Origin of the sequence: Bradyrhizobium sp. 155 (assembly GCF_023101105.1) — a bacterium.
GTDB classification, from domain to species: Bacteria; Pseudomonadota; Alphaproteobacteria; order Rhizobiales; family Xanthobacteraceae; genus Bradyrhizobium; species Bradyrhizobium canariense_D.
The window spans coordinates 2,975,915-2,998,947 of record NZ_CP064704.1 but is presented as its reverse complement, the minus strand read 5'-3'; the positions used below and the strand labels follow the sequence as shown (position 1 = coordinate 2,998,947).

At 64.5% G+C, this 23,033-nt stretch carries 27 protein-coding genes and 2 tRNA genes; 13 read left to right on the top strand and 16 right to left on the bottom strand.

Annotated elements, in window-relative coordinates; translation table 11 throughout:
* Positions 1 to 102: 102 nt before the first annotated feature.
* Together IVA93_RS14550 and IVA93_RS14545 are read left to right on the top strand one after the other, a co-directional pair.
* A complete protein-coding gene (locus IVA93_RS14550) occupies positions 103 to 1,029 on the top strand; it encodes a LysR family transcriptional regulator (protein WP_247368034.1) in 927 nt (308 codons plus the stop codon).
* 156 nt (positions 1,030 to 1,185) lie between these two features.
* Entirely contained in the window at positions 1,186 to 2,217 is a 1,032-nt protein-coding gene (locus tag IVA93_RS14545) for an LLM class flavin-dependent oxidoreductase (protein ID WP_247335734.1), read from the top strand.
* A gap of 121 nt (positions 2,218 to 2,338) precedes the next feature.
* On the opposite strand, the gene IVA93_RS14540 is transcribed toward IVA93_RS14545, so the two are convergent.
* Positions 2,339 to 2,424, bottom strand: a tRNA-Tyr gene (locus tag IVA93_RS14540).
* Between the two features lie 206 nt (positions 2,425 to 2,630).
* On the opposite strand from IVA93_RS14540, the gene rlmB reads away from it, so the two are divergent.
* Positions 2,631 to 3,461: a 23S rRNA (guanosine(2251)-2'-O)-methyltransferase RlmB gene (gene rlmB / locus IVA93_RS14535; protein WP_247368030.1), complete on the top strand. Its 831-nt coding sequence runs from the start codon at positions 2,631 to 2,633 to the stop codon at positions 3,459 to 3,461.
* 61 nt (positions 3,462 to 3,522) lie between these two features.
* Here rlmB and IVA93_RS14530 read toward each other — a convergent pair whose 3' ends face one another.
* Together IVA93_RS14530 and IVA93_RS14525 are read right to left on the bottom strand one after the other, a co-directional pair.
* The gene (locus tag IVA93_RS14530) at positions 3,523 to 4,056 is read right to left on the bottom strand and encodes a hypothetical protein (protein WP_247368027.1); all 534 of its coding nucleotides are present in this window, start codon (positions 4,054 to 4,056) and stop codon (positions 3,523 to 3,525) included.
* Positions 4,057 to 4,097: 41 nt separating this feature from the next.
* The gene (locus tag IVA93_RS14525) at positions 4,098 to 4,583 is read right to left on the bottom strand and encodes a hypothetical protein (RefSeq protein WP_018458105.1); all 486 of its coding nucleotides are present in this window, start codon (positions 4,581 to 4,583) and stop codon (positions 4,098 to 4,100) included.
* 283 nt (positions 4,584 to 4,866) lie between these two features.
* Here IVA93_RS14525 and IVA93_RS14520 point away from each other — a divergent pair, with 283 nt between their 5' ends.
* Together IVA93_RS14520 and IVA93_RS14515 are read left to right on the top strand one after the other, a co-directional pair.
* Positions 4,867 to 5,376, top strand: coding sequence for a hypothetical protein (locus tag IVA93_RS14520; protein WP_085396282.1), 510 nt, complete (start codon positions 4,867 to 4,869; stop codon positions 5,374 to 5,376).
* A gap of 167 nt (positions 5,377 to 5,543) precedes the next feature.
* Positions 5,544 to 5,618 (top strand) — tRNA-Thr (locus tag IVA93_RS14515).
* A 79-nt stretch (positions 5,619 to 5,697) separates the two neighbouring features.
* Here the strand turns inward: IVA93_RS14515 and IVA93_RS14510 are convergent.
* From IVA93_RS14510 to IVA93_RS14485, 6 genes are all read right to left on the bottom strand, one after another.
* Positions 5,698 to 5,925, bottom strand: coding sequence for a DUF6894 family protein (locus IVA93_RS14510; protein WP_085396202.1), 228 nt, complete (start codon positions 5,923 to 5,925; stop codon positions 5,698 to 5,700).
* Between the two features lie 3 nt (positions 5,926 to 5,928).
* Entirely contained in the window at positions 5,929 to 6,660 is a 732-nt protein-coding gene (locus IVA93_RS14505) for a Crp/Fnr family transcriptional regulator (RefSeq protein ID WP_247368024.1), read from the bottom strand.
* A 176-nt stretch (positions 6,661 to 6,836) separates the two neighbouring features.
* Entirely contained in the window at positions 6,837 to 7,250 is a 414-nt protein-coding gene (locus IVA93_RS14500) for a GFA family protein (RefSeq protein ID WP_085384991.1), read from the bottom strand.
* Between the two features lie 75 nt (positions 7,251 to 7,325).
* On the bottom strand, positions 7,326 to 9,164 hold the full coding sequence (locus IVA93_RS14495; protein WP_085385060.1) for a BamB-related PQQ repeat family beta-propellar protein: 1,839 nt from the start codon (positions 9,162 to 9,164) through the stop codon (positions 7,326 to 7,328).
* A gap of 102 nt (positions 9,165 to 9,266) precedes the next feature.
* Positions 9,267 to 9,980: a class I SAM-dependent methyltransferase gene (locus IVA93_RS14490; protein ID WP_247368022.1), complete on the bottom strand. Its 714-nt coding sequence runs from the start codon at positions 9,978 to 9,980 to the stop codon at positions 9,267 to 9,269.
* A 67-nt stretch (positions 9,981 to 10,047) separates the two neighbouring features.
* Positions 10,048 to 10,767 (bottom strand): class I SAM-dependent methyltransferase, encoded by a 720-nt coding sequence (locus IVA93_RS14485; protein WP_247368019.1) that lies wholly within the window; start codon positions 10,765 to 10,767, stop codon positions 10,048 to 10,050.
* Between the two features lie 419 nt (positions 10,768 to 11,186).
* Between IVA93_RS14485 and IVA93_RS14475 the strand changes: the two genes are divergently transcribed.
* Positions 11,187 to 11,588, top strand: a complete 402-nt coding sequence (locus IVA93_RS14475; RefSeq protein WP_247368088.1) for a hypothetical protein — start codon at positions 11,187 to 11,189, stop codon at positions 11,586 to 11,588.
* Between the two features lie 3 nt (positions 11,589 to 11,591).
* On the opposite strand, the gene IVA93_RS14470 is transcribed toward IVA93_RS14475, so the two are convergent.
* On the bottom strand, positions 11,592 to 11,756 hold the full coding sequence (locus IVA93_RS14470) for a hypothetical protein (RefSeq protein WP_007602663.1): 165 nt from the start codon (positions 11,754 to 11,756) through the stop codon (positions 11,592 to 11,594).
* A gap of 102 nt (positions 11,757 to 11,858) precedes the next feature.
* Here IVA93_RS14470 and IVA93_RS14465 point away from each other — a divergent pair, with 102 nt between their 5' ends.
* Positions 11,859 to 12,233 carry a hypothetical protein gene (locus tag IVA93_RS14465; protein ID WP_018455392.1) on the top strand — a complete coding sequence of 125 codons (375 nt, stop codon included), beginning with the start codon at positions 11,859 to 11,861 and terminating at the stop codon, positions 12,231 to 12,233.
* Between the two features lie 304 nt (positions 12,234 to 12,537).
* Complete coding sequence (locus IVA93_RS14460; protein ID WP_018455390.1) at positions 12,538 to 12,792, top strand: hypothetical protein; 255 nt, start codon at positions 12,538 to 12,540, stop codon at positions 12,790 to 12,792.
* Positions 12,793 to 12,831: 39 nt separating this feature from the next.
* Here the strand turns inward: IVA93_RS14460 and IVA93_RS14455 are convergent, their stop codons facing one another.
* The 4 genes from IVA93_RS14455 to IVA93_RS14440 all read right to left on the bottom strand — a co-directional run bounded on the left by IVA93_RS14455 (position 12,832) and on the right by IVA93_RS14440 (position 15,481).
* Positions 12,832 to 13,074, bottom strand: coding sequence for a hypothetical protein (locus IVA93_RS14455; RefSeq protein WP_018455389.1), 243 nt, complete (start codon positions 13,072 to 13,074; stop codon positions 12,832 to 12,834).
* A 253-nt stretch (positions 13,075 to 13,327) separates the two neighbouring features.
* Entirely contained in the window at positions 13,328 to 14,035 is a 708-nt protein-coding gene (locus IVA93_RS14450; protein WP_247368017.1) for an outer membrane protein, read from the bottom strand.
* A gap of 286 nt (positions 14,036 to 14,321) precedes the next feature.
* Positions 14,322 to 14,717: a hypothetical protein gene (locus IVA93_RS14445; RefSeq protein WP_018455387.1), complete on the bottom strand. Its 396-nt coding sequence runs from the start codon at positions 14,715 to 14,717 to the stop codon at positions 14,322 to 14,324.
* A gap of 389 nt (positions 14,718 to 15,106) precedes the next feature.
* On the bottom strand, positions 15,107 to 15,481 hold the full coding sequence (locus IVA93_RS14440; protein WP_085384995.1) for a His-rich protein BRANT: 375 nt from the start codon (positions 15,479 to 15,481) through the stop codon (positions 15,107 to 15,109).
* Between the two features lie 242 nt (positions 15,482 to 15,723).
* Between IVA93_RS14440 and IVA93_RS14435 the strand changes: the two genes are divergently transcribed.
* Both IVA93_RS14435 and IVA93_RS14430 read left to right on the top strand, forming a co-directional pair.
* Positions 15,724 to 16,266, top strand: coding sequence for a tetratricopeptide repeat protein (locus IVA93_RS14435; protein ID WP_247368014.1), 543 nt, complete (start codon positions 15,724 to 15,726; stop codon positions 16,264 to 16,266).
* 115 nt (positions 16,267 to 16,381) lie between these two features.
* On the top strand, positions 16,382 to 17,770 hold the full coding sequence (locus IVA93_RS14430) for a serine hydrolase domain-containing protein (protein WP_247368010.1): 1,389 nt from the start codon (positions 16,382 to 16,384) through the stop codon (positions 17,768 to 17,770).
* On the opposite strand, the gene IVA93_RS14425 is transcribed toward IVA93_RS14430, so the two are convergent.
* Entirely contained in the window at positions 17,757 to 19,322 is a 1,566-nt protein-coding gene (locus tag IVA93_RS14425) for a S10 family peptidase (protein ID WP_085396189.1), read from the bottom strand. The two genes, IVA93_RS14430 and IVA93_RS14425, sit on opposite strands and share 14 nt — an antisense overlap.
* 255 nt (positions 19,323 to 19,577) lie before the next feature.
* On the opposite strand from IVA93_RS14425, the gene IVA93_RS14420 reads away from it, so the two are divergent.
* From IVA93_RS14420 to IVA93_RS14410, 3 genes are all read left to right on the top strand, one after another.
* The gene (locus IVA93_RS14420) at positions 19,578 to 20,357 is read left to right on the top strand and encodes an NAD kinase (protein ID WP_085384999.1); all 780 of its coding nucleotides are present in this window, start codon (positions 19,578 to 19,580) and stop codon (positions 20,355 to 20,357) included.
* Positions 20,358 to 20,444: 87 nt separating this feature from the next.
* A complete protein-coding gene (locus tag IVA93_RS14415) occupies positions 20,445 to 20,990 on the top strand; it encodes a response regulator (RefSeq protein WP_007611745.1) in 546 nt (181 codons plus the stop codon).
* A 31-nt stretch (positions 20,991 to 21,021) separates the two neighbouring features.
* Positions 21,022 to 21,600, top strand: a complete 579-nt coding sequence (locus IVA93_RS14410) for an Hpt domain-containing protein (RefSeq protein WP_018455380.1) — start codon at positions 21,022 to 21,024, stop codon at positions 21,598 to 21,600.
* A gap of 122 nt (positions 21,601 to 21,722) precedes the next feature.
* On the opposite strand, the gene IVA93_RS14405 is transcribed toward IVA93_RS14410, so the two are convergent.
* A complete protein-coding gene (locus tag IVA93_RS14405; protein WP_247368004.1) occupies positions 21,723 to 22,898 on the bottom strand; it encodes a DUF2336 domain-containing protein in 1,176 nt (391 codons plus the stop codon).
* Between the last annotated feature and the right edge of the window lie 135 nt (positions 22,899 to 23,033).

Below are 23,033 nucleotides of genomic sequence, written 5' to 3'. Positions count from 1 at the left end.
CCTCTGTCTGGCGGCCCGGCACTCCGCTCATTCCCGGGCGGAACCATAGACAAGGAGATATTATCGTCATAATTTATAATCATGATCTAGTACATCACTGGGGTGAATGTTCTGTCGTTTCGCTCGCTCGACCTCAACCTACTGAAAGTGTTCGAGGCCCTGATGACCGAGGGCAGCGTCACGCGCGCCGCCAACGCGCTTCTGATGACGCAGCCGGCGGTCAGCAATGCGCTCGCACGCCTGCGGGACGCGCTCGGCGATCCCCTGTTCGTCAGGTCCGGCACCGGCATCCGTCCGACTCAGCGCGCCGTGGTGCTGTGGGAACCGATCGGCGAAGCGCTCGAAACCGTCCGTGGCGCGCTCGACGAGCAGGTGTTCGATCCGCACCGTGCGCAGACCGAGTTCAGCCTGTCGATGTCGGATTACGTCGCCTCGCTGGTGATGCCGAACCTGCTGAACCATTTCGGCAAGGTCGCGCCCAAGGCGCGAATCCATACCGTTCCCAACACCATTTTGGAGATCGCCGACCAGCTCGAGGACAATCGCGTTGATTGCGTCCTCAGCGTCTATGTCAACGAGGCGCAGCAGCCGGCCGCCATCCGCTCGCGCTCGCTGTGGACCGTCGACTACGCCTGCTTCATGCGGCGCAGCCATCCGCTCGCCGCGATGAAGCGGCTGAGCACGCGCAGCTTCCTCAACGCGGGGCATGTCGATGTGAGCCTCGCCGGCAAGACCTTGCCGTCCTACGACCTCTTCCTCGCCTCGCGCGGGCTGTCGCGCAACGTGGTCGCGACCGTCAATCACTATAGCGCCGCCTACGAAATCGTGCGCCAGTCCGACCTGATCGCCGTGCTGCCGAGCGATTTGCGCTCGCAATCCCGGCACGCGCCGTTCCTGCACGGGATGCCGCTTCCGCTCAAGGCGCCGCCGCGCATCGTCAGCCTGTTCTGGCACCAGCGCAACGACACCGTACCGGCGCAGCGCTGGCTGCGCGACACCCTGGTCGACATGTTCGCCAGGTCCGACTGAAGCCGCGGGCGGCGGGCCCCCCCGACACCATGAAAAAGGGAAACAATGGGTTTCTCGAAGCAGCATTGTGCATCAGACCCGGCTGCTTAGCTCCAACCAAGGCAATCCCCTCCCCCAGTGACAGGCGCGCAAGCCGCGCCCGCAGAGACCTCATCAATGACCGCACCGCTCGAATTCGGACTGGACACCTTTGGCGACGTCACCAGGGACGCCTCCGGCGCGATGCTTCCGCACGCACAGGTGATCCGCAACGTCGTCGACGAGGCGGTGCTGGCCGACGAGCTCGGCCTCGATTTCATCGGCCTCGGCGAGCATCACCGCGCCGACTTCGCGATCTCCTCCCCTGAGACCGTGCTGGCCGCCATCGCGTCGCGAACCAGGCGCATCCATCTCGGCTCGGCCGTGACGGTGCTGAGCTCGGACGATCCAATCCGCGTCTTCCAGCGCTTTGCCACGCTTGACGCGCTCTCGAACGGACGTGCGGAGGTGATCCTCGGCCGCGGCTCGTTCACCGAGTCCTTTCCACTGTTCGGTTTCGACCTGCGGGCTTACGAGGCGCTGTTCGAGGAGAAGCTCGATCTGTTCGCGGCGCTGCTGTCGCAGAAGCCGGTGACCTGGGAAGGCAAGCTGCGTCCGCCGCTGAACGGGCAGCTGGTCTATCCCCCGGTCGAGAACGGCACGCTCAAGACCTGGATCGGCGTCGGCGGCAGTCCGCAATCGGTGGTGCGCGCGGCGCATTACGACTTGCCCTTGATGCTCGCGATCATCGGCGGCGATCCCGCGCGCTTCGCGCCCTTCGTCGAGCTCTATCATCGCGCGTTCAGGGAGTTCGGCCGCCCGGCACAGCCGATCGGCGTGCACTCGCCAGGCTATGTCGCCGAGACCGACGAACAGGCGCGCGAGGAGCTGTGGCCCGACTACAAGGCGATGCGCGACCGCATCGGCAGGGAACGCGGCTGGCCACCGATGGGCCGCGACGAGTTCGTGAACGAGGCCGAGCACGGCTCGCTCTATGTCGGCTCGCCCGAGACGGTCGCGCGCAAGATCGCCAAGACGGCAAAGGCGCTCGGCATTTCGCGGTTTCAGCTGAAGTATTCGGCGGGCCCGCTGCCGCATGGCAAGCTGATGAAGAGCATCGAGCTCTATGGGCGGAAGGTAGTGCCGATGGTGCGGGAGATGATGGGGTGACTTGCGCGCTTACCCAGTCCGCCTGCGCCCTCCGGGCTGCGGCGCGACAGCCTTCGCTCACTTCGCGCCATGACCATCGGTGCCGGCTTGCCGAGCCGTAGCTCGCGAAGCGAGCGAAGGCTGGTGGGGGAGGCAGGACTCGAACCTGCGAAGCCATAAGGCGGCTGATTTACAGTCAGCTCCCTTTGCCACTCGGGACACTCCCCCGCTCGACGGCAGCACAATCGGGCCGGACCTTGCCGGCGACCGAAGACGGCCATGGAACGTGAAGGCCGCGACAGCCCGGATGGGGGCGCGACCGGGCGCGGTTATCGGCGAAGCGATGGGGTAAAGTCAACCGAGGCGAACAGCTAAAATCGCCCCCGACACCACCCAAATTGCCATATTCCGGGACCCGTGACACAAGCGAGCCCATGAAGGATCGAAAATTCAACCCGAGGGGCCCCCGCGGCGGGTCTAAGCCCTTCAACAGGCCCGGAAAATCGGCCGGTCGCCCGGCCCGCCGCGATCGCGATTCGGACGCCGACGGGCCTGTCATCCTCTATGGCTGGCACACCGTCTCCATGGCGCTCGCCAACCCCCAGCGGCAGATCCGCAAGCTGACGCTGACCGAGAACGCCGCAAGGCGTCTGGCGGACGAGAACATCGCGATCCCGGTCACGCCCGAGATCGTCCGGCCCCAGGAGATCGACCGGCTGCTGTCGCCCGACGCCGTGCACCAGGGCCTGCTCGCCGAGGCCGATCCCCTGCCCTCGCCCGACATCGAGGATTTGGAGCAGGACGGCATGGTGCTGGTGCTCGACCAGATCACCGATCCGCACAATGTCGGCGCCATCCTGCGCTCGGCGGCCGCCTTTGCGGTGAAGGCGATCGTCACCACCGCGCGTCACAGTCCGGAAGCGACCGGCGTGCTGGCCAAGGCCGCCTCCGGCGCGCTGGAGCTGGTCCCGATGGTGACGGTGCAAAACCTCGCCCGCGCATTGACCACGATGAACGAGCTCGGCTTCCAGACTGTCGGGCTGGACAGTGAAGGCAGTGCGGATCTTTCCGAGGTCACCCTGCGCGAGCCGCTCGCGCTGGTGCTGGGCGCGGAAGGCAAGGGCCTGCGGCAATTGACACGCGAGACCTGCAGCGTCGTGGCGCGGCTCGACATGCCCGGAGAGATCAAGAGTCTCAACGTCTCGAATGCCGCCGTGCTCTCGCTCTATGTCGGCGCGAGCCGGCTCGGGCTGATGAAGCGGTAACAAAACAAAACGCCCGTCCGCATCGCGGACGGGCGTCTCGTTGGCTCAACCGATCAAGCGATCAGTAATAGCGGCGCAGCACACGGTGGCCGCCATAATACGGCGCATGGCGCGGGGCGTAGCCGTAGCGCGGACCGTAGCCGTAATGCGTGCGCGGCAGATAGCCGGCGCGCGGGCCGTAGCCGTAGCGATACGGACGGTAATACGGGCGGCGGTAGGGATAGGCGGCCGGCGCTTCGACCGCGGCGGCACGATAGCCATAGCCGTGCCCATAGCCATAACCACGGCCGTAGCCGTAATTGGCGGGCGCAACCACCGCGTCCTCACGATAGGTCGGATACGGCGCGAAGGCGCCCGGGCCGGTGTAGGTCGGGCCCTGGTTGACGTGATAATATTGCGTGGTGGGCTCGGCGAGACGCTCATAGGCGCCGTAGCCATACCCGTAGCCTGCCCCATAACCGCCGCAGCCGGTGTTACAGCCGGAATAGACCGGCGCGACCGGCTGGCACAGATCGAAGCCGCAGGCCGCGGCGGGCGCGGTGGCGGCGAACATCACGGCAGCCGCCGCGACCAGTCCCGAAATCATCTGACGCATTACTCTCTCCTGTTGATTTCCGTTTTTTGGATTGTCGTTTCTTAACCCGGCGGCTTGCCGGGCATCTCTGCACGCGGCCGCGGCCGAGGACGCCGCGGCTGGTCGTTGAACTCAGGCGCGAGGATCACCGGCGGCGGATTGACGGGCACGTCCATCTGCGGCGGCAGCGGCGCCGATTGGGCGCCCCAGCTCTGGTGATAGCTATCGGGCGGCTTGGGCAATTTGCGGTTCGCGGGCGGTTCGACCTCGAGCCGGCCATAGCCGGGCCGCAGGCCCAGCGTCGGGTAGTAGTGGCCGACGTCCGTGGGCTGGCGCTCGGCGACATAGCGTCCGCCATAGATCGTGGGCTGCACTTGGACGTTCTTCCCCAGGCCCCAGGTCCCCTCGATCACGGCATAGGACGCGTCGATGTTGTTGATGATGATGGGCACGCCGGGGCGACCGGGAACGACGATATCGAAGCCGCCGCCGGCAAACGCCGTCGCGGGCAGTCCGATCAGAAAGGCAGCGAGCGCCACAGCGCGCATGAGGGGACCCCATTTATTCGGCGACAACCTACCCGATGGCGGCGCAGAGAGGGTTAAGGCCCTCTCACCAATTGCCGGTAAGCCTAATGTGTAAGGATTGCGCGCCGCTCAAATGCGCCAAAGCGAACTAGCGAAGCATTAACGCCGCCGGATCCTGCAGTCCGGAACCGTCGCGCGTGCTCACTTCCGTTTGACTATGGCTGACGAAAATCCGGCGGTTTCAGCGGAACGTCCGGCGCCCTCGGCATTTAGCCCCCGTCAACAAAACGGGAGCCAAACAATCATGAACATCAAACTTCTCGGAGCCACGGCGATTGCGGCGACCTTGGTGACGGGCTCTGCCATGGCGCAGGCCGTGATCACCAATCCCGGCCGCTGCGCGGCGCAATTCCCCAACGCCAACTGCCAGAACGTCGGACCGGGAAATCCGTACACCGATAGCGGCTATCGGCATCGTCGCGTGTCCTATCGCCAGACCAACAACGGCGATTGGAATAACGACTGGAACAGGAGCCGCACCGGCTTCTGGCCGACCGACGTCGCCGCCGGCGCAGTCGGAGCAGCCGCTGGCGTGGCCGGCGCGGCCATCGGGACTGCGGGCGCGATCGCAACCGCCCCGTTCCGTGCCACCAACGACGCCTACGCCTACGACAATGGCTGGGATAATTCGTGGAATAATTCTTGGGACAACCGCGGCTGGGACACCCGCACCTACGCCCAGCGCAACGGCTTCGTCTGCACGCCCGGCACCTGGTTCAAGGGCGAAGACGGCCGCCGCCACATCTGCCAGTAAGGCGGTTTGAACCGAACGCGACAGATCGGGCGGCCCTCGTGGCCGCCTGATTCATGTCTGCATCGGGGCTCCCGGGTTCTGGCACTTTCCGGTCAAGTCTGGTATTGCGGCGCGCACGGGCGGACAGCCCCGGCCTAGGCCGGGCCTGCCCCGCTTCTCCAGGCGTCGCCGGCTTAGCTCAGCGGTAGAGCAGCGGTTTTGTAAACCGAAGGTCGGGGGTTCAATCCCCTCAGCCGGCACCACCGATTTAGCCAACACCGCGGCCTGATAGATCGGGGCACTCCTCCGTCTAACGACAGCTAGAATCGATTTCCCACGCAATCACGTCAGAGCTTTCCGGGCGACCGTTACACTCAACTCGAGCAGCGGGTGCTTCTCGTTCCTGACTATAATGAGGACCTGCGCCCCCTTTGCCGACGCAACGTCTCTGGCAATCGAGGTCGCCATTGCGATCGCCTCTCTTTCGGCGGCTTCCGGGCCGGGCAAATCCACCCCATCCTCGTCGACCGCAGCGAAAAAGTCGTCCTTGATATCGAAGTAGAACTTCATGGCTCAGAGCGACGGATTGAGATGAAGGTAAAGCACGTCGAAGTCTGCTATTTCGCGCAACCTGGCTTCATCAAGAATCGATATTCTTCCCCGCTCCAGGTCCAACACGCGCTGAGCACGTAGCTGCTGAACGACCCGATTCATGTGGACCACACTCGTGCCGACGGCGTCGGCGAGGAGTGCCTGAGAGGCCGGAAAATCGAAGGACAGGCCGTCCGCTCGGCCGATCGCCTTCAATCTGGTGTAAAGCTCAAGCACGAGATGCGCCACGCGGCTTGTGGCTTCGCGTTGACCAACGTTGCAAATCCACTCCCGGAAGATCGCGGCGTCGGTCAGTGTATCGCGCCAAAGCGCTTCGGCCACGTTAGGCCGCTTTCTTATCAGTGAGCGCACCGCTGCATGCGGAATGAAGCCGAGAACGCTATCGCCAAGCGTGCTGACGTCATGGTCCATCACATGTAGAAAGAGACCCTGCAGATCGGGAATGTCGCCGGGTTGGTGAAAGGCCATGATTTGGCGGTGGCCATTGCCGACGATCTTTGATCTCAGGATAAAGCCATCAACGACAAGGCAGCACGCCGAAGGTCGATCTCCGAGAGAAACGACCGGCTGACCGCCAGGCATCCGTTTCACCGTGATTGGCAGATGACGGATAGCGGCCTCGTCCTCTTCATCAATTTCGGTGCTGACCCGCAACCGCCTCAAGAAAGGTTCGAAAATTTCGGCGTTATTCATCGTTGGCTCCGGTCGGCAAACGAGTTTTTGTCACGTTCGTTCCAAACCGGACTGCTAGCTATTGTCTCACGCGAAGCAAAGGGACTGCCGCAAATTCCAACCCTCGGCGGAACCCACGGGAACGGCGTCAATTCATCTTGCCGCGAAGCCTTGGAGCGAAATTTGACGCGCAACGCTCACTTCGAATGCTTCGGTGCGCTGCTTTGCTGGAAGTGCTCGGCGCCTGATATCTCCACCCAGGCATGTTTCGACTGTTCGAAAACCGAGCGGATGGGCGCCGGGTAGTTCGGAACCGCGATCGCGCCCACGGCAACGCCGATCATCGCAGGCAGATTGTCCGCCTTCCAATAGACCGTCGAACCGCACTCGGGGCAAAAATAGCTGCGGACCTTGCCGCCGCTTGCGGCTGTCCGGACGTACTCCTTCGACGTCCCTGAGATCCTGACGCCCTCCGCCGGATAGAACGCACCGACCCCGAACGGCGCGCCGGTTCGACGCTGGCAGTCAATGCAGTGGCAGGCGACGACGAGGCTGGAAGGTCCTGGAAGCGACAGCGCGAGAGCGCCGCACCTGCATTGGGCATCGATCATCGAAGCTCCTTCCTCCTCAATTGGCTGACAGGTTCTGTCGCTCGGCTGGAGCGCAGAGCAATCCAGGACGGACCCTCACTCCTTCGCAACCTCGAACGCCAGCAGTGCGTTGCCGGCGACGCCGCCCCACTGGCCGTAGCCGGAATTGGTGTAGAGCATTCCGCCGGCGATGATCGGCCCGGGGCCGTCGATCGCGCCGCCATGAGCAGGGGCGCCGTTCACCGTCGTATAGTCTCGCGCCGTGTCGTATTCCCACAACAGCTTTCCGTCGGCCGTCGCGTAGGCGCGCAGAAAGCCGCTGACGCCGCCGGAAAACACGACGCCGGGGATCAGGCTCACGGCAGCCGACAGCGCAGGGCTGCATTGGAGGCGATCGCCACAGGCGACAGGAGATACTTCCATCGCAATTTTCCCACTGGCGAGGTCGAGGCCGAACAGACCGCCGCCTTGGGTGGCATCGAGCCGCCGCGTACCATCGCGCAGGAACCGCACGTCGGAGTTCGCGACATAGATGCGATCCTGGTCGGCGGCCGAGCCCCACTCGCTGCCGCCGAGCGCACCGCCCTTCCCGATCCGCGTCTGCCACAGGATCTTGCCGCCATCATCCGGATCGAGCGCGTGCACGACGCCGGACTTCTGCGCGATGGCAAGAACGCGCCTGCCGTCACGCAAGGTCACGAGGATCGGCGACTGGCCAAAATCGTGGTCGGGCCCGTGATCTTCAGGACAATTGGTCTTGTCCGCGCCGAAGCACGCGACGATGAAGGCGTCGCTCGGCGTCGCCTGCTGCTTCCAGAGCAGCTTACCGGTCGCAAGCTCGAAAGCGAGGACCGCATCGGCGGTTGCGGCGGGTGGATTCGAATAGGAATTGCTGGTCGCGACGTAGACGGCGTTGCGTTTCGGATCAATCGTCGGTGCCGACCACACCGCCGCGCCGGACGGGCCGAACAGCTGCGTGCCTCTCGCATTCTTGCCGGTCGGATGCGCCACCTCAGGGATCGTGTAGGCCTGCCACACCGGCTTGCCGGTCACTGCCTCGAGCGCGACCACGCTGCCGCGGAAAGTACAGCATTCGTAACTGGCCTGCGAACCGGCGGCCTCCTCGAGCGAGGAGACCGGGATATAGAGCACGCCGGAATGCAGCGTCGGCGCTCCGGTGATGCGCGCTGCCGGGTGCTCCTCGACCTTGGTCTTCCAGATCAGCGCACCAGTCAGTGCGTTCACCGCATAGGCATTGGCGCGCAGGTCACCGAAGAAGATCGCGAACTGATCGGTGCCGGGAAGCGGCCCGAAGCTGATCGCCCCGCGCACCGCGGCATCGGTCGGCAGCGTCCACCTCGTGCAGCCGCTTCGCGCGTCGAGCGCGTGCACCTTGCGGTCAGTGCCGCCGATAAACAGCAGACCGCCCACGATGGTCGGCGGCGCAAACGACACCGAGGCGCCGGGAAAGGCATAAGCCCATTTCAACCGCAGGCGCGGCACCTCTTCCGCGGTGAGGCCGGCCATTTCGGTCGACTGGAAGCGGCTGTTGGCAGCGTCGACGCCCCATCCATTCCAGCGCGGACCATCGAGCGGCTGCGGAAAGAAATTGACCTGCTGCGTGCAGCGTCCCTCCGCATCGACTGCATTGTCGCCCACCGCGGCCTTGCCGGTGACGAAGGCGGCAATCGCGCGCCGTTCCGAGTCGCTGCGGTCCCTCGCCATCGCCGCCATGCTTCCAGAAGTCAGCGTTCCCAGCACATGATCGAAAGACATCGCCTGCATGGCACCGCGGCCTGGCACACGGCTCTGGCCATCACCGCCATCGTGACATTGCGCGCAGTGGCTTGCGTAGAGCGCAGCGACGTCCTGCTGCGCCAACGCGGGCGCGCAGCACCAGACCAGCATGGCGACGGCGACAACACTCGGTCTCATGGCGTGCTCCAACATCGTCACCGCAATGCGAGACGGCATCATGCAACCCAAAGTATAGCGCGAGAGCAATCACTCACGCAACGGACGTGCCGCCCGCGTCCGTCATATCCCCCGGGCAGTGAGGACACGATCGGGCAGTTCATCGAGCCGCCACAGCCCGAGGCTCTTGTCGCGCCAGCCGCCACTGCCCTCTTCGCAACGCTCGTTGATCAGCTCGCGCGGCGCCGGCCAGTCGAACGGCGCCTTCTCCATGTTCAGCGCCCGCCAGTCGCCGTCCTCGCAATCGCGATTATCGTCCCATTCGGGAAACGTCGTGACCAGCAGGAAACGTGCGCCGCTGGCGCGAAAGTTCGCGACGGCGCGGACGATGTTGTCGAAACTCAAATGCACCAGGCAGTCCCGGCACAGCACCACATCGGCGCGCGGCAGTGCACCGCGCGTGATGTCGGCAACGAGAAACCGGCCTGACAACTCACCGCCAGCCACGCGCTTGCGATTGGCTGCGATCAGCGACGGCACGATGTCGATGCCGGTGTAGTCGAGATGCAGCTTCAGGCGGCCGATCCACCCCGCGTCGCCGCAGGGCGCATCGAGCAGCGAGCGCGCGCCGAGCCGTTGCAGCAGTGCAGGAAGCATCTCGCGGACCGCGACGGTCGCGGGATCCTCCGAGCCGAGGCCCGACACCGAACTGGCCGCACCCCACAGGTTGGTCCGCTCGATCCGCTCGAACCGCGCGGCGAGGCCGAGGCCGACAAAATTCTCGCGGTCGGCGGTGAACCGCTCATGGGCGAGCACGGGTGGGCGCTTGGAGATCATCGTCCGGACCTTAAGATTACGTTGTGAACACTGTGGTCATGCGTTCCATCCGAATCTCATCCCATCCTCAAACCGGTTTCTGCCACTCCATGATGTGGAAGTAAGGCACCCGGCGATGAAAGGCATTCCTGTCGGGGTCGCCGCCGCTGGGCTGCGGCTCGACGAAAAGGCGCAACAGGAGCCCCTGATCGAGTAGCAGCGTCATGTAGGTGCTGAGCGGACGATGCCAGTTCAGAATTCGGATGCCGCGCCAAGTCACCCAAGTCGGCCGCTCCTCCATGTAATGATCGATGTTGAAGCGCAAGGCGCCGTCGCCGTCACGCGTCCAGCCGTCGGGCGGACCCGCGGTGTTGAAGCTGGTCAGATTGGCAATCAGCAGCGTACCGCCCGGCCGCAGCGCTGCCACGATCTTCCCGATCGCCGCACCGAGATGGGGCATGTCGACCAGGCTGAGATAGCTGACGACCAGATCAAATGGCGCTTCGATCTCCATTGTTTCAGCTCGGCCAAGCCGGTAGTCGCCCTGCGGGTCCAATTCCATGGCACGCGCGAGCAGCGCTTCGGTCGAGTCGATGCCGGTGGTGCGGATGCCGGCGCGCTGCATGATGCGACAGAAGCGCCCCTCGCCGCAGCCAACGTCGAGCGCATTGCGGAAGCCGCGCCCTTCGATCCGCGCTCGCATCGGCGCGTCCAGCACGAAGCGGCGACCATAGTCGCCGTCTTCACCCTGCTCGACGATCCAAGCAGCCGCGGACGCGGTCCAGCCGTCGCTGATATCCTCGTTCATGGATCGACCTTCGGGAATGGACGTTGGCCGCACGCATTTCGGGCGCGGCTACTGACCACAGATTGGATCAGAGTTCAACATGAGGTAGCATGCGCATCCCATGCGTCCCTATACCAGCCGAGAGATCGCCAAGATCACCGCGGGTGCTGTCGCGGCGATCGTCGCAACGGGCTTCCTGTTCGCGATCGCGATGTCCCTCTTGCTGCCGCAATAAATCAGCTGCTTGCCGGGGGCCGTGCCGCCGGAGTTTGTGCCACCCAGCCGGTTGCTGTCGCTCACCAGCATCTTGGCCGTGGAAAGCACTTGGCCAGCGTCGAGGACGACGCTTCAAGCTCGGTGGACGCCGCGCCCACCGTCTTGATCTCGCCGGCTGCGCGCTCAAAGCCGTCGGCAAGGTTGACCATATCGCGCTTGCGCTGATGGGCGGCTTGCTTCTCAACCTCGATCTGCGCTGCCGTGAGACGACCTCGATCCGTGGTTTTGAAGATTTGTCTTTGCAGATTTGTCCTGGCCATGTCCCGATCGCGTCCCGCCGGCAGTTTGGGGAGCGATCCGGGCATGGTCAGGCGGAACCCGTCAAGGGCGTCGGCCGTTGTCGACCCATGCGGATCAGGGAAGAAAATCGAAACATGTTTCTGCTGGCCACGGTGACGCTGTGCTGTAGCGCCTTGGCCGGGGCTGTTGCGCTGTTCGAACAGGCTCCCTGGCCGGCTCCGGCAAAGCAGCGGGCTGAAACGGTAGCAATAGACGGGACCACGCCGACGCCGGTTCGGGTGGTCGGGGCGCCGTTCGAGCCCAACCTCAATCCGCGGGAGCGCTAGCGCTCACCCCGGCGAGACGTCGGCGCCCTCCTCCGGACGGCGTTTGGCGCGGGCCAACTCCTCAACGAACGCGATCACCTCCGCCCGTTTGTCGGGCGGCAGCGATAGGAACGCGCGGACGAGCCTCAAGCCCTCGGCTTCGGCTGAATGGTCTGCTTTGGCATCCATTCCCCACTGTCGGGCGGCCGGGAAAAATATGCAATCCCCCACCCAACACCTTCTTGATTCGGCCGGCCAGCTTTGCTGGAATGGCGCCAACAGGGGTGCACCATGAAGTGGATCGCGGAACGCGACGCGCTGATCGCGCAGACAATGGCTTTCGTCCAATCGGTAACCGGCAAAAAGGATGACTTGCATCCACCGGAGATCCCGACGGCGACAGTGGCCGCGTCGGTGCAGATCGCCCCCGTCAACACCATCATCGGGACCGAGCCACTTAAGGCCGCTCCGCCGCAGCCGTTACCTCTCCCGTCGCCCCGGGTGGCGAGCCACGACGTCCGCACCGAAATACAGGCCCGCATCGCCAATTTCCGCAAGCATCAGGAGCGGTTCGAGCGGGAGCGCGAGGAATATTGCGCGGCCACCCTGACCAAATTGCGGGCCGCCATCCGCGAGCCCTCCTCCCGTCCACCGGCTGACAAGTAAAGCCGGATCTCCCGTCGCTGGCCTAAAGCCAGGACCACACTAGCCAGAGATTGGCCGCGCAGGCGCCGAACAGGGCCAGCGTGAGGGGCAGCAGCATGTGCCCGCAAGAGGTTTTCAGGTCCGTCGTCATGACCGAAAACATCCGCTGATTCCGCCAAATGAGTCCCGTGGATTCTTTTTTTCGGGATTCAGGACTCGTTAAGGACTCAGGACCCGGCGGCCCTGATCACGGCCGCGTGATCGACCGGCGAGCGGAACCCCTACCCCGTCAAATTCGTTAATGCGCTTTCCAGGAGCGGGAACAATGCCCTACGCCCTGTTCTGCAACGATGCCCAGATCAGCAAGGCCTATCCTGACGAGTCCGACGTCTGGAGGCTCGCGCAGCGAAGTGGCCTCGTCGTGGACGTAACTGCGGATGACAACCGTCCCGGGCCACGCCGGGTGCTCGACAACGATTACGAGATCAAGCCGTGCCGGGCCGCACAGGGCGAGGACCCGGCCCGGAACAAGGCCGAGGCTGATCGCCAAGCGAGGATGGAGCTTGAGCTGAATTCCTAAAGAGGAATCGAAGCTGGGAAGCCAGAGCTCAGGAAAAGCTTAGGGGGTCGCGGTGGCCAGTGACGCCTGCTCGCCCGCCAGAGCCACGCACGCCTTCCGGCGATGCAGCCCACGGATCGCGCCGGTGACCTTCAGCACCTTACCGGAGGAGCACGAGGCGTCCTTGACGAAGGCCACCTCGTAGGGTGCCAGCATCAGAGGCTCGGATTTGAGGATTGTTTGGGCAGCGCACGGCAAACTGACGAAGCACGAGAGCACCACAGCCGACACCAAGATACGCATGTCCGTCGTCCCACCAGCCCGGTAATTGTCATATAACGCGTTCCGGCGCGCGAGTTCCGTAAGCTGCAAAAATTATTTTTGCTTTACCCGAGCTCCATGACGCGCGTGAGAAAGCGCCCGCCAGAACGTTTGCCTGCAAATGACGCGCCAGATGGTTGACGCGATGCAAACAAAGGACTTGCGAACGAGGGCTGGGCAAACGAAAGGCCGGCGAGAGCCGGCCTTTGTCAGGTCGTGGGTCGCTGGTGGCGCGTCAGTAGCGCGAGGCTGCCGGACCGCCCCAGCCGAAGCGGTAATTCACGCCGACCTTGACGGTATGCTCGTCCTCCCGGCCGCGGACGCCGACGACGTCAGCCGGACCGGAGGTGATCGTCGTGTTGCCGAAGTTGTAATATTGGTACTCGGCCTTGGCCGACCAGTTCGGCGCGAACATGTATTCGAGGCCAGCGCCAACGGTATAGCCGTCCTTGCTGTTGCCGGTGGCGGTGAAGGGCTGCGGGACGCCGGCGACATTGACGCCAAGACCGCCATTGCGCCAGGCATAACCGCCCTTCGCGTAAAGCAGCGCCGGTCCCCAAGTGTAGCCGATGCGACCGGTCACCGAGCCGAGCTGGTCGGTATTGGAGGTCACCTGCGTGCCCAGCGGGAACGTAGCGCCGCCGTTGTTGGTCGGCAGCCAGGAATACTGGGCCTCGACACCCATGACCCAATTGGGCGCGAACTGGTAGTCGAAGCCGCCCTGAACACCGCCGAGGAAGCGCGCGTCGCTCGACTGGAAGCTGCTGTCGCCGCCAAAGGCGCCGCCGACATGGCCACCGATGTAGAAGCCGGTCCAGTTGTAGATCACCTGCGGCGGCGTGTAGGCCGGAGCCTTGGTGTAGGTGCGCGCCTGCATGTCGGCTGCGGCAGCCGGCGCAGCCAGCGCAAGCAGGGCAACCGCGCCCAGCAAAATCCTCTTCATGATTATCCCCGTTCTTTCAATTCGACACTCAGGAAACAACGTGGCGTGAATTGGGTTGCTTCGAGGCGATGCCGGAACGTTGATCGTTCGTTACTGTGACGGAGCGGCAACAGCGCGATTTTGTTCCGTCCGACAGGCGCGTGCCGACGGTTTTTTCCGTCGGAAACAAAACCTTCCGTAACGATTAGTCGCAACGCGAAACCACCCCGTTCAAAGCTCCCCGAAATGTGATCCGGCAGCTCCGGCGGGCTTTGTCTATCACCAAGCGATGAAGGTGGGCTTTGCGCTACCGCGTCATCTTTTCAAGTTCCGGAAAGGGTACGTAAACCGCGCCCGCGCACAGCTCGCTGGCGCGATCGACGACGCGGTCCGCCCGGCCGTTGACGAAGATCACGGCGCGCTCCCTCATGGCCTTGTAGGTGCCGTCGGTCTCGCGTGGGGTGAAGTGCAGGCAACTGACGTAGAACTGGCGGCCTCCGACCTCGCGCTGCGCCGGCTCGGCCATGCTGGCGTCACGCACGCCGACGGGATTGTTCAGATAGCTGCGCATCAAGGCCAGCGTGTCGCCACGGAAATTATCCGGGAACGGTTGTGGACCTCCGGCCTGGGTCCCCTCCATCAGGGTTGGACGGTCACCATCGCTGCCGAAACATCCCGTGAGCGCCAGCGGCAGTGCCAGCATCAACGCCAAGCTCACTGCGCGTTCCGCTAGTCGCCGCACCGCTTACGCTCTCCGCTCGATCAGTCTCGGAGACGTTCCAGCCCCAAGGTTGCAATGATGCATGTCTACAGGTGTTTTGCCCGACGAGTCAAACGGATTCGTAAAATCCGCAAATACGCCACCCCTTAAACCATTGATTTATCTACGACCCGCTACTGTGCATGGGGTTGTTTTCGAGGTTTTGTTTGCGGCCGCCAAATCTGGGACGTTGCTCGCGGGCTTCAGCATGGTCATACCGGCCCGCCGCCAGCACCTCGAGCTTTCGCGCAAGGCGTGACGAACGGGCCGGGCCTGAATTCCTCACGCGGCGGCCGGGGCAATGCTAGGACGCCGCCGCGCAGGCTCAGTCGTTAGCTGCGCTTCTCCATCGTCGCCGGCTTGGTGACGTCCGGCTGCGTCTTCAGCGACTTCTTCGCTGACAGATGCTTGTGGTGGTGGCGATGCTTGCGCACGGTCTTGTGCTCGTCCGGTGTGACGGCGGCGTTGGCGTTCATCGCCTTCGACTTGGTGTCCACCTTGGCATCGGCCTTGACGTCCGAAGCCTTGACATCCGAAGCCTTGGCGTTGGCCTTGAGGCCGGCATCGGGTTTCGCGGCGGTGGTCGACACCTTGGTCTGGCTCTGGTCTGCCTTGATCACCGGCGTGGTCGCGGTGGTCTCGGCTGCGAAGGCCGGGGCTGCGATCACGGAGGCTGCGAGCAAGGCTGCGGAAATGGTCTTCAACATGGTTGGTCTCCTCTTGGAAGGATCTTGAGGCGGGCGCCCTCTCGCCAACCCTCTGATCGTAGGTTGGAGCCTAGGAGGCTCGCACTGAACCCAATCTGAAGCCCACAGCAGGCTCCCGTTCATCTGGATGACAAGTTTGTCATCCGCCCTAGGCCAGGATGCCGGGAATGTTTTTGCCTGATGGGTGTTCCGGTCTTTGGGCAATCGTGTAGGATCGCCACGTTCCATACCGGAGAACTTATATGCGCAAACTCTCAATGCTTCTTGTGCCGGGACTTGTCGCCGTGTCGTTGGCAGCGGCTCCGGTGCTGAACAGCGCCTATGCCGCCGGCAGCGATGAGCCCTCCTCGCCACCGAAATCCGACACCTCGACCAAGAAGGGCAAGAAGAAGAGCTCCTCGGTCAGCGATCCGAAATTCCTTGCTGCCTATCGCACCGCCTACACCACGATCTATGACAATCACGACTACACCGGCGCGATCGGCCAGCTGAAGTCGCTCAAGCGCGACGACGTCGCCGACGTCGCCAATCTGATCGGCTACTCCTATCGCAAGCTCGGCGACTACCAGTCGTCGAAGGTCTATTACGAGCTCGCGCTGAAGGACGATCCGAACCACGTCCGCACCTGGCAGTATTATGGCCTCTGGCAGCTCGAGCAGGGCAACCGCGAGCAGGCGCAGTATCACCTGAACAAGCTCGCCTCGCTCGCCGGCACCGACAGCTCCGAATATCGCTCGCTCGCCGCCGCGCTCGACAAGCCGACCGGAGCGACGCTGGTCTATTAAGGACAGAACATCGCATCTCCGAATGAGACGAACGGGCACAACCTCAGGGTTGTGCCCGTTCTGCGTTCTCGGTTAGCCTCTCGCATCAAACACTCTCCTGGTAAATCGGTGCGCAATGGACAAGTGGCTGCGATCCGCGATCGACTACATCGGCTCCTGGATCGAATTCCAGCACACCACAATCCAGCAGCCGGGCGTCATGGTCGCCTTCGTCCATCGCGGCGAGGTGGTTGCCGAGCATGCGTTCGGCCTCGCCAATCTCGACACCGGCGAGAAGCTCACCCGGCGCCACCGCTTCCGCATCGCCTCGCACTCGAAGAGCTTCACCTCGGCCGGCGTCATGAAGCTGCGCGAGCAGCGCAAGCTCCGGCTCGACGATTCCATCGGCCAACATGTCGCCGGCCTGCATCCGCGCGTCGCCGAAACGACGATTGCGCAAGTGCTCTCGCACAGCGCGGGACTGACGCGCGACGGCGCCGATTCCGGCCAGTTCATCGACAGCCGTCCCTATCTCGACGCGAACGAGCTGCTCGCGGAATTGAAGCGGCCGACCGTAATCGAGCCGGGCACACGCTTCAAATATTCCAATCACGGCTTTGGGCTGATCGGTCTCGTCATCGAGGCCGTGACGAAGGAGCCCTACCCGGTCTGGATCAAGCGCGAGATCATCGAACCTGCGGGCCTGCGCGAGACCGAGCCGGACGCGCCGCTTCCCAAGGGCGCGTCGTTCGCGCGCGGCCACACTCGCAAGCTGCCGTACGGAGAGCGATGCGTGATCCCCGGCGACAATCCCGCGCACGCGATGGCCTCCGCCGCCGGCTTCATCGCGACCGCCGCCGATACCGCCCGCTTCTACGCGCAGCTCGCGCCCAATGCGAAAAAGAGCGTGCTATCGGTCGCAAGCCGCCGCGAGATGACGCGAAACCATTGGCGCGTGCCGCAAAGCTTCGAGGCCTATTACGGCCTCGGCGTCAACGCCGGCAAAACCGACGGCTGGGATTGGTTGGGCCATGGCGGCGGCTTTCAAGGTTACATCTCCAGGACCTGCTCCATCCCCGCTTGCGAGCTCGCGATCAGCATCCTCAGCAACTCCATCGACGGCGCGGCCCCGTTCTGGATGGACGGCGCGATGCAGATCCTGCGCGTCTTCCAGTCCCGTGGTGCACCCGACCGCCGCGTGCGCGACTGGACCGGCCGTTGGTGGACGATCTGGGGCGCGAACGACCTCGTGCCGGTCGGCAACCGCGTGCTGGTCGCCAATCCCCAGTTCAACAACCCGTTCATGGACGCCGCCGAGATCGAGGTCACCGGCCGCGACACCGGCAAGCTCGCCTGGGCCGCCGGCTACTCCAGCCACGGCGAGCCGGTCCGCCGCGTCCGCGACAAGCGCGGCAAGGTCAGTGACGTCTGGATCGCGGGCGCCAATATCAAGCCTGCGGCCGTCGTAGCCCGCGAGATCGCGCGGCGATACAAGCCGCGCAAGCGACGGGCTACTCCCGAATGAGAGTCTCGACTTCGCTCCGAAGAGCCTGCCGCGAGCCGTCGCGCGAATAGAACATGTGGCCGCCGGGATAGACCACGAACTTGACCCGCTGCGTTGCGAAGGCCGGCAACTGGTCGAGCACCCGCTTCGATCCGAAATAGGGGGTGGCGAGATCGAACAGGCCGTGCGCGACCAGCACGTTCAGCTTCGCATCCGTGGCGAGGATCTGGCGCAGCTCGGAGACCGACTGCGGCGGGTTGATGCCGCGGCCGAAATCCCAGTGGCCTTCGACGGCGCCGTTCAACACCTCGTAGGAGCCGTCGGGCCGCCAGTTGAGCTTGTGTGTCAACAGGTCAACCGCCGCACTCGTCAGCGGCGCCTGCAGCGCATCGCCGGAGGGATCACCGAACCGCGAGCTGCTCGAATCCGGATAGGGATCAAGGCCGCGTACGGAGCCATCGTAGCGCCCCGTCACCTTGCCGTTCTTGCGGTCGAATTCGCGGCGGAATTCGCCGACGTCGAAGCGGCCGGCAAGCCGACGGCTCACCGCCTGGTCGATGCCGGTGAGCTCGGCGACCTTGTCGGCAAGACGATTGGTGGCCTCCTTGTCCGCCTCGCCCTTGACGAGGTCGGCCAGGAATTCGCCGCGCGCGTAAGCCTCGACGTCGGCGAGATCGGCGCGCTTGACCGGGCCTTTCGCCTCGCGCGCCACCGCCACATAGCTCGGCAGCGTCGCGACATATTGCAGGAGGCTGGTGCCGGTGAATTCGCGGAAGTCCAGGAGCGGCGACACCAGGATCAATCCCCTGACGCCGACGCCGTGCTGGAGCTGCAACTGGCGCACCACCTTCGGCCCGCGAATGCCGCCATAGCTTTCGCCGGCGACGTATTTCGGCGAGGTCAGCCGGTCGTGCTTCTCGAGCCAGCGGCGGATCACCAACGCGATCGAATTGACGTCGCCGTCGACGGAGTAGAACGATTTGCGCGCGTCATCGCCGGTCGCGACGAAGCGGCTGTAGCCGGTGCTGACGGGGTCGATGAAGACGAGATCGGTGAAATCGAGCCAGGTCTCCGCGTTCGGCTTCACCTCGGGCGAGGCGGACGGCGACAGCGCTTCGCCATCGAGCGGCAGCCGCCACGGCCCGGCCGCGCCGAACTGGAGCCATGCCGACGACGCACCGGGCCCGCCGTTGAACAGGAACGTCACGGGACGCGTCGCACGGTCTGCGCCGTCGAGCTCATAGGATGTATAGGCGATGTCGGCCACCGGCTCACCCTTGCCGTCGAACACGCGGATCGAACCAGCGGTCGCTGCGAAATTGAGGCTGCGGCCGGGAAGATCGAGTGTCTGCTTCGTGGTCGAATCCGACGGAAGACGGTGCGGCTCGGCGGATGGCGATGCATTCTGCGACGCGCTTTGTGCGCCGCCGCGCCCGCCCTTCTGTCCGGCTGGCGCTGCCGCCTCGGCGCGCGGCTGCGGCGGATCGTCGGCGCGCGCCAATCCTGCGAGCGCGAATGCCGATACCGCCAGCACCAGGGTCGCACGGCGGAGCACCGGCATATTCATATTCATGGTCGTTCTCCCTGCCCGGCGACGACCACCGGTGCGGACCGCAAGGCTAGCGCGGAATTGCGACGGTTTGGGGGATCATGGCTCCGGCGGCGCCTGAAGAGCCCGGTGGGGCACAAATCGACCCGGTTTCATCCTCAAATCGGAATGGGCAGTTGCCGGACTGCTGTGAAGGGTGGTCATCCTCGACAATCGGGGTCGAGATCGTTAGACGAGCCCGGCGGAACTTTCTCGAGCCAGCGGCCCTGCCCGGAAGCCATGACCAAGCCAGCGCGATACGACCGGATCGCCTTCGTCGCCAGCCCCAGCAGCGAGGCGCAAGCCGCCTTCGGCCAGCTCACCAGGGACTTCGGCAATTGCAACCCGAAGGACGCCGACATCGTCGTCGCACTCGGCGGCGACGGGCTCATGCTCCAGACGCTGCATCAGCACATGCATACGGGCAAGCCGATCTACGGCATGCACCGCGGCACCGTCGGCTTCCTGATGAACGAGTACTCGACGGTCGATCTTCGAGCCCGCCTCGAGGCGGCGCAGGAATCCGAAATCCACCCCTTGCTGATGCGCGCGACCGACGCCAACGACCGCGTCCACCTGCATCACGCCATCAACGAGGTCGCCCTGTTCCGGCAGACCTACCAGGCCGCGCGCCTGCGGATCCTGATCGACGAGCGCGAGCGCATGTCCGAGCTGATCGCCGACGGCATCATGGTGGCAACGCCAGCCGGCTCGACCGCCTACAATCTGTCCGCCCAAGGACCGATCCTGCCGATCAACGCCGCGCTGCTGGCGCTGACGCCGATCAGCGCCTTCCGCCCACGACGCTGGCGCGGCGCGCTGCTGCCGAACACGGCTTATGTCGTGATTGAGGTGCTGGAGGGCGACAAGCGCCCCGTGGCGGCGGTCGCCGACCACGACGAGGTGCGCGATGTTCGCCGCGTCGAGGTGCTGTCCGACAAGACCATCTCGATGCGCATGCTGTTCGACCCCGGTCACAGCCTGGAAGAGCGCATTCTGCGCGAACAGTTCGGCTCCTGAGCCGCCCGCCGGACTGCCGATCGCAACCCTTCATTAACCCCCGGCGAGATATGGTTAACGAAAGTTGACCACTTCGGCCCGGGCTCCATGTTCCGCATCGATTTCAACAAGCTGCGTTTCCTCGTCTGCGACGACAATCCGCACATGCGCCGCATCCTGCGCACGCTGCTGCATTCCTTTGGCGCGCGTGAAGTCTACGAGGCCGAGGACGGCGCCACGGCGCTGGAAATGTACAGCCATTACGTGCCCGACATCGTCATCACCGACTGGGCGATGCCGATCTTCGATGGGCTTGAACTGGCGCAGATGATCCGGCAGCCGGAATCCAAGGGCAATCCCTACGCGCCGATCATCATGCTGACCGGCCATTCCGAGAAGCGCCGCGTCACGGTGGCGCGCGATGCCGGCGTCACCGAATTTCTGGCCAAGCCGATCTCGGCCAAGGGGCTCTACCAGCGCATCCTCAACGTGGTCGCCAGTCCCCGCCCCTTCATCAAGACCAAGACCTATTTCGGCCCGGACCGCCGCCGCAACATCAACTCAGCCTATATGGGCCCCGAGCGCCGCGTCGGCGAAAAGCACGAGGTGCTGCAGCAGCCCTCGCTGCTCGACAAGGCCCGCTCCTCCATCTAGCGCAACGTCTCTCACGATCGAGGCCGATATCATGGCGAAGAACAGCGCAAGAGACATCGAGATCACGGCCTTCGCCACGCATCAAATCATCACGCAGCCCAACCCGCTGCGGTCGGTCCTGCGCCGCGTCGAAGACAAAGACATGGACGATCCGATCGGCCGCGCCGAACAGGCGCTCGCGGGCCTTGCTGGCGAGTTCAAGGACTGGATGGCGACCGAGATCAACCGGCTGTCGGCCGCCTACGTCGCCATCCGGCACGACGGCTTCAGCAAGGACAGGCGCGACGAGTTGTTTCGCGCCGCGCACGACATCAAGGGCGATGCCGCGACTTTCGGCTATCCGGCGGCGGCGGGCGTAGCCGAGAGCCTGTGCCGCGTCATCGAGCACGCGCCCGATCTCGAAAAGGTACCGGCCGAGCTGTTCACGCACCACATCAACGCCATCCTTGCCATCGTGCACGAGAACACCAAGCTCGACAGCATCAGCGTCTCCGCCGAACTCAGCCGGCGCCTGCGCAAGGTCGCCGATGACTATCTCGCCGACGCCAACCGCGATCGCCCCGAGCATCTCGAGGTGATCCTGGCACCGAGTATCGCGCCGGCGGGGTAGCTTCGCCGTTCGCGAGGTGTTGTAGGGTGGGCAAAGCGAAGCGTGCCCACCAATCGACATGAATTGTGCGGAGAGACGGTGGGCACGGCGCAATGCGCCTTTTGCCCACCCTACACGTCTCGTTACGCCGCAATCAGATCGTCATAGACCGGATCAACCGTCTCGTCCGCGACCAGCTCGTCGCAGAACAGCCTTGCCTCTTCGCGCGCGGATTCGGTGGCGAAGCGGCGGAGCAGGACCATCAGCGGCTCGGTCGCGCCGCGGTCGGTCTCGCAATGGGTGAGCACGCGCTCGACCATGCGGCGGCGCAGCCTTGCTGCATTGTCGTCGCTGTCGACGAAGCCCTGCTCGTGGCAGGCATCGAGCGCGACCTGGAAGGCTGCAAACGTCGCCTCGGGAAGCCCGGCGCGGCGGAGCAGCGCGTGCAGGCTGTTGCCGCCGCGATCGTGCAGCAGCGCGGACACGCGCGCCAGCGGCAGCTCGGCGAGCTCAGCCAGCGCCGCATCGAACAGGTCGAGATTGCCCGACAGCAGCGCGCGCAGAATGAGACCCGCGGTGAGCTGGCCGGTGATGCGCAGGTGCCGAACAAGCCCTTCCATGTCTTCGCCGCGGGAGCGCGCCGCAATGTTCATTGTGGAGCGGTCGCGCGCCTCGGTCGCGATGCGCTCGGCGCGGTCGGCACTCAGCCAGTTCCTGGCTACGACGAATTGAGCCAGCGTCTCCGAGAGTTTTGCCACCAGCGCGGCGCGCGTTGCGGACGGCAGATCCTCCAGCACCAGCATCGCCTCGCGGATCGCGGCGAGATGGCCGTGACGCTCGACGATGCGATCCCAGGAGAACGGCGCAAGCTCGGCATGAGGATTTTCGATCAGCTCGAGCGCTGCCGCCGCGCAGCCGACTTCGGCAATGGCGGCGCAGACCGATACCGGCAGCGCGATGCGGCGGGCGACCGCGCACTGCACCTCGTCGCTGCCGGTCGCGACGATGTCGACGAGATCGGCGTCGATCAGCAGCGGAGAATGTTCGAGCACGGGCAGCGCGACGGTCGGCTGGTCCGCCGACAGCGCCCGCACGATCGACGCCGGTGCCTCGGTACTGCGCGCAAACGCCTCGGCCATCGCCTGCCGCACCAGCGGCGAGGGATCGTCAAGCAGCATCAGAAGCGCGCCTTCAGCGGCAATACGGTCGTCATGGGAAAGGTCTGAGATCAGCCAGGCCCGGGCCAGCGCCCGCGTCGCCTCGGCCCGCTCGCCGGCGGGCGCCGTCCTGATCCAATTGATGAACTGCCGAACAATCATGGTGCTTCCGGCTTACGCAACGAAGACGAAGCGGTGACGGCTTGTCACCTGCAACACAAAATAAACCACGACGCTTAATAAAGCGTTCACCATAACTGGCTGGTTTTATTGACGTTTTGTTAAGGGAACAAAGGC

Coding starts and splice junctions, on each gene's coding strand:
- IVA93_RS14545 (WP_247335734.1), top strand. CDS start 1,186: ATGACCGCACCGCTCGAATTCGGACTGGACACCTTTGGCGACGTCACC.
- rlmB (WP_247368030.1), top strand. CDS start 2,631: ATGAAGGATCGAAAATTCAACCCGAGGGGCCCCCGCGGCGGGTCTAAG.
- IVA93_RS14530 (WP_247368027.1), bottom strand. CDS start 4,056: ATGCGTCAGATGATTTCGGGACTGGTCGCGGCGGCTGCCGTGATGTTC.
- IVA93_RS14525 (WP_018458105.1), bottom strand. CDS start 4,583: ATGCGCGCTGTGGCGCTCGCTGCCTTTCTGATCGGACTGCCCGCGACG.
- IVA93_RS14520 (WP_085396282.1), top strand. CDS start 4,867: ATGAACATCAAACTTCTCGGAGCCACGGCGATTGCGGCGACCTTGGTG.
- IVA93_RS14510 (WP_085396202.1), bottom strand. CDS start 5,925: ATGAAGTTCTACTTCGATATCAAGGACGACTTTTTCGCTGCGGTCGAC.
- IVA93_RS14505 (WP_247368024.1), bottom strand. CDS start 6,660: ATGAATAACGCCGAAATTTTCGAACCTTTCTTGAGGCGGTTGCGGGTC.
- IVA93_RS14500 (WP_085384991.1), bottom strand. CDS start 7,250: ATGATCGATGCCCAATGCAGGTGCGGCGCTCTCGCGCTGTCGCTTCCA.
- IVA93_RS14495 (WP_085385060.1), bottom strand. CDS start 9,164: ATGAGACCGAGTGTTGTCGCCGTCGCCATGCTGGTCTGGTGCTGCGCG.
- IVA93_RS14490 (WP_247368022.1), bottom strand. CDS start 9,980: ATGATCTCCAAGCGCCCACCCGTGCTCGCCCATGAGCGGTTCACCGCC.
- IVA93_RS14485 (WP_247368019.1), bottom strand. CDS start 10,767: ATGAACGAGGATATCAGCGACGGCTGGACCGCGTCCGCGGCTGCTTGG.
- IVA93_RS14475 (WP_247368088.1), top strand. CDS start 11,187: ATGGGCGGCTTGCTTCTCAACCTCGATCTGCGCTGCCGTGAGACGACC.
- IVA93_RS14470 (WP_007602663.1), bottom strand. CDS start 11,756: ATGGATGCCAAAGCAGACCATTCAGCCGAAGCCGAGGGCTTGAGGCTC.
- IVA93_RS14465 (WP_018455392.1), top strand. CDS start 11,859: ATGAAGTGGATCGCGGAACGCGACGCGCTGATCGCGCAGACAATGGCT.
- IVA93_RS14460 (WP_018455390.1), top strand. CDS start 12,538: ATGCCCTACGCCCTGTTCTGCAACGATGCCCAGATCAGCAAGGCCTAT.
- IVA93_RS14455 (WP_018455389.1), bottom strand. CDS start 13,074: ATGCGTATCTTGGTGTCGGCTGTGGTGCTCTCGTGCTTCGTCAGTTTG.
- IVA93_RS14450 (WP_247368017.1), bottom strand. CDS start 14,035: ATGAAGAGGATTTTGCTGGGCGCGGTTGCCCTGCTTGCGCTGGCTGCG.
- IVA93_RS14445 (WP_018455387.1), bottom strand. CDS start 14,717: ATGCTGGCACTGCCGCTGGCGCTCACGGGATGTTTCGGCAGCGATGGT.
- IVA93_RS14440 (WP_085384995.1), bottom strand. CDS start 15,481: ATGTTGAAGACCATTTCCGCAGCCTTGCTCGCAGCCTCCGTGATCGCA.
- IVA93_RS14435 (WP_247368014.1), top strand. CDS start 15,724: ATGCGCAAACTCTCAATGCTTCTTGTGCCGGGACTTGTCGCCGTGTCG.
- IVA93_RS14430 (WP_247368010.1), top strand. CDS start 16,382: ATGGACAAGTGGCTGCGATCCGCGATCGACTACATCGGCTCCTGGATC.
- IVA93_RS14425 (WP_085396189.1), bottom strand. CDS start 19,322: ATGAATATGAATATGCCGGTGCTCCGCCGTGCGACCCTGGTGCTGGCG.
- IVA93_RS14420 (WP_085384999.1), top strand. CDS start 19,578: ATGACCAAGCCAGCGCGATACGACCGGATCGCCTTCGTCGCCAGCCCC.
- IVA93_RS14415 (WP_007611745.1), top strand. CDS start 20,445: ATGTTCCGCATCGATTTCAACAAGCTGCGTTTCCTCGTCTGCGACGAC.
- IVA93_RS14410 (WP_018455380.1), top strand. CDS start 21,022: ATGGCGAAGAACAGCGCAAGAGACATCGAGATCACGGCCTTCGCCACG.
- IVA93_RS14405 (WP_247368004.1), bottom strand. CDS start 22,898: ATGATTGTTCGGCAGTTCATCAATTGGATCAGGACGGCGCCCGCCGGC.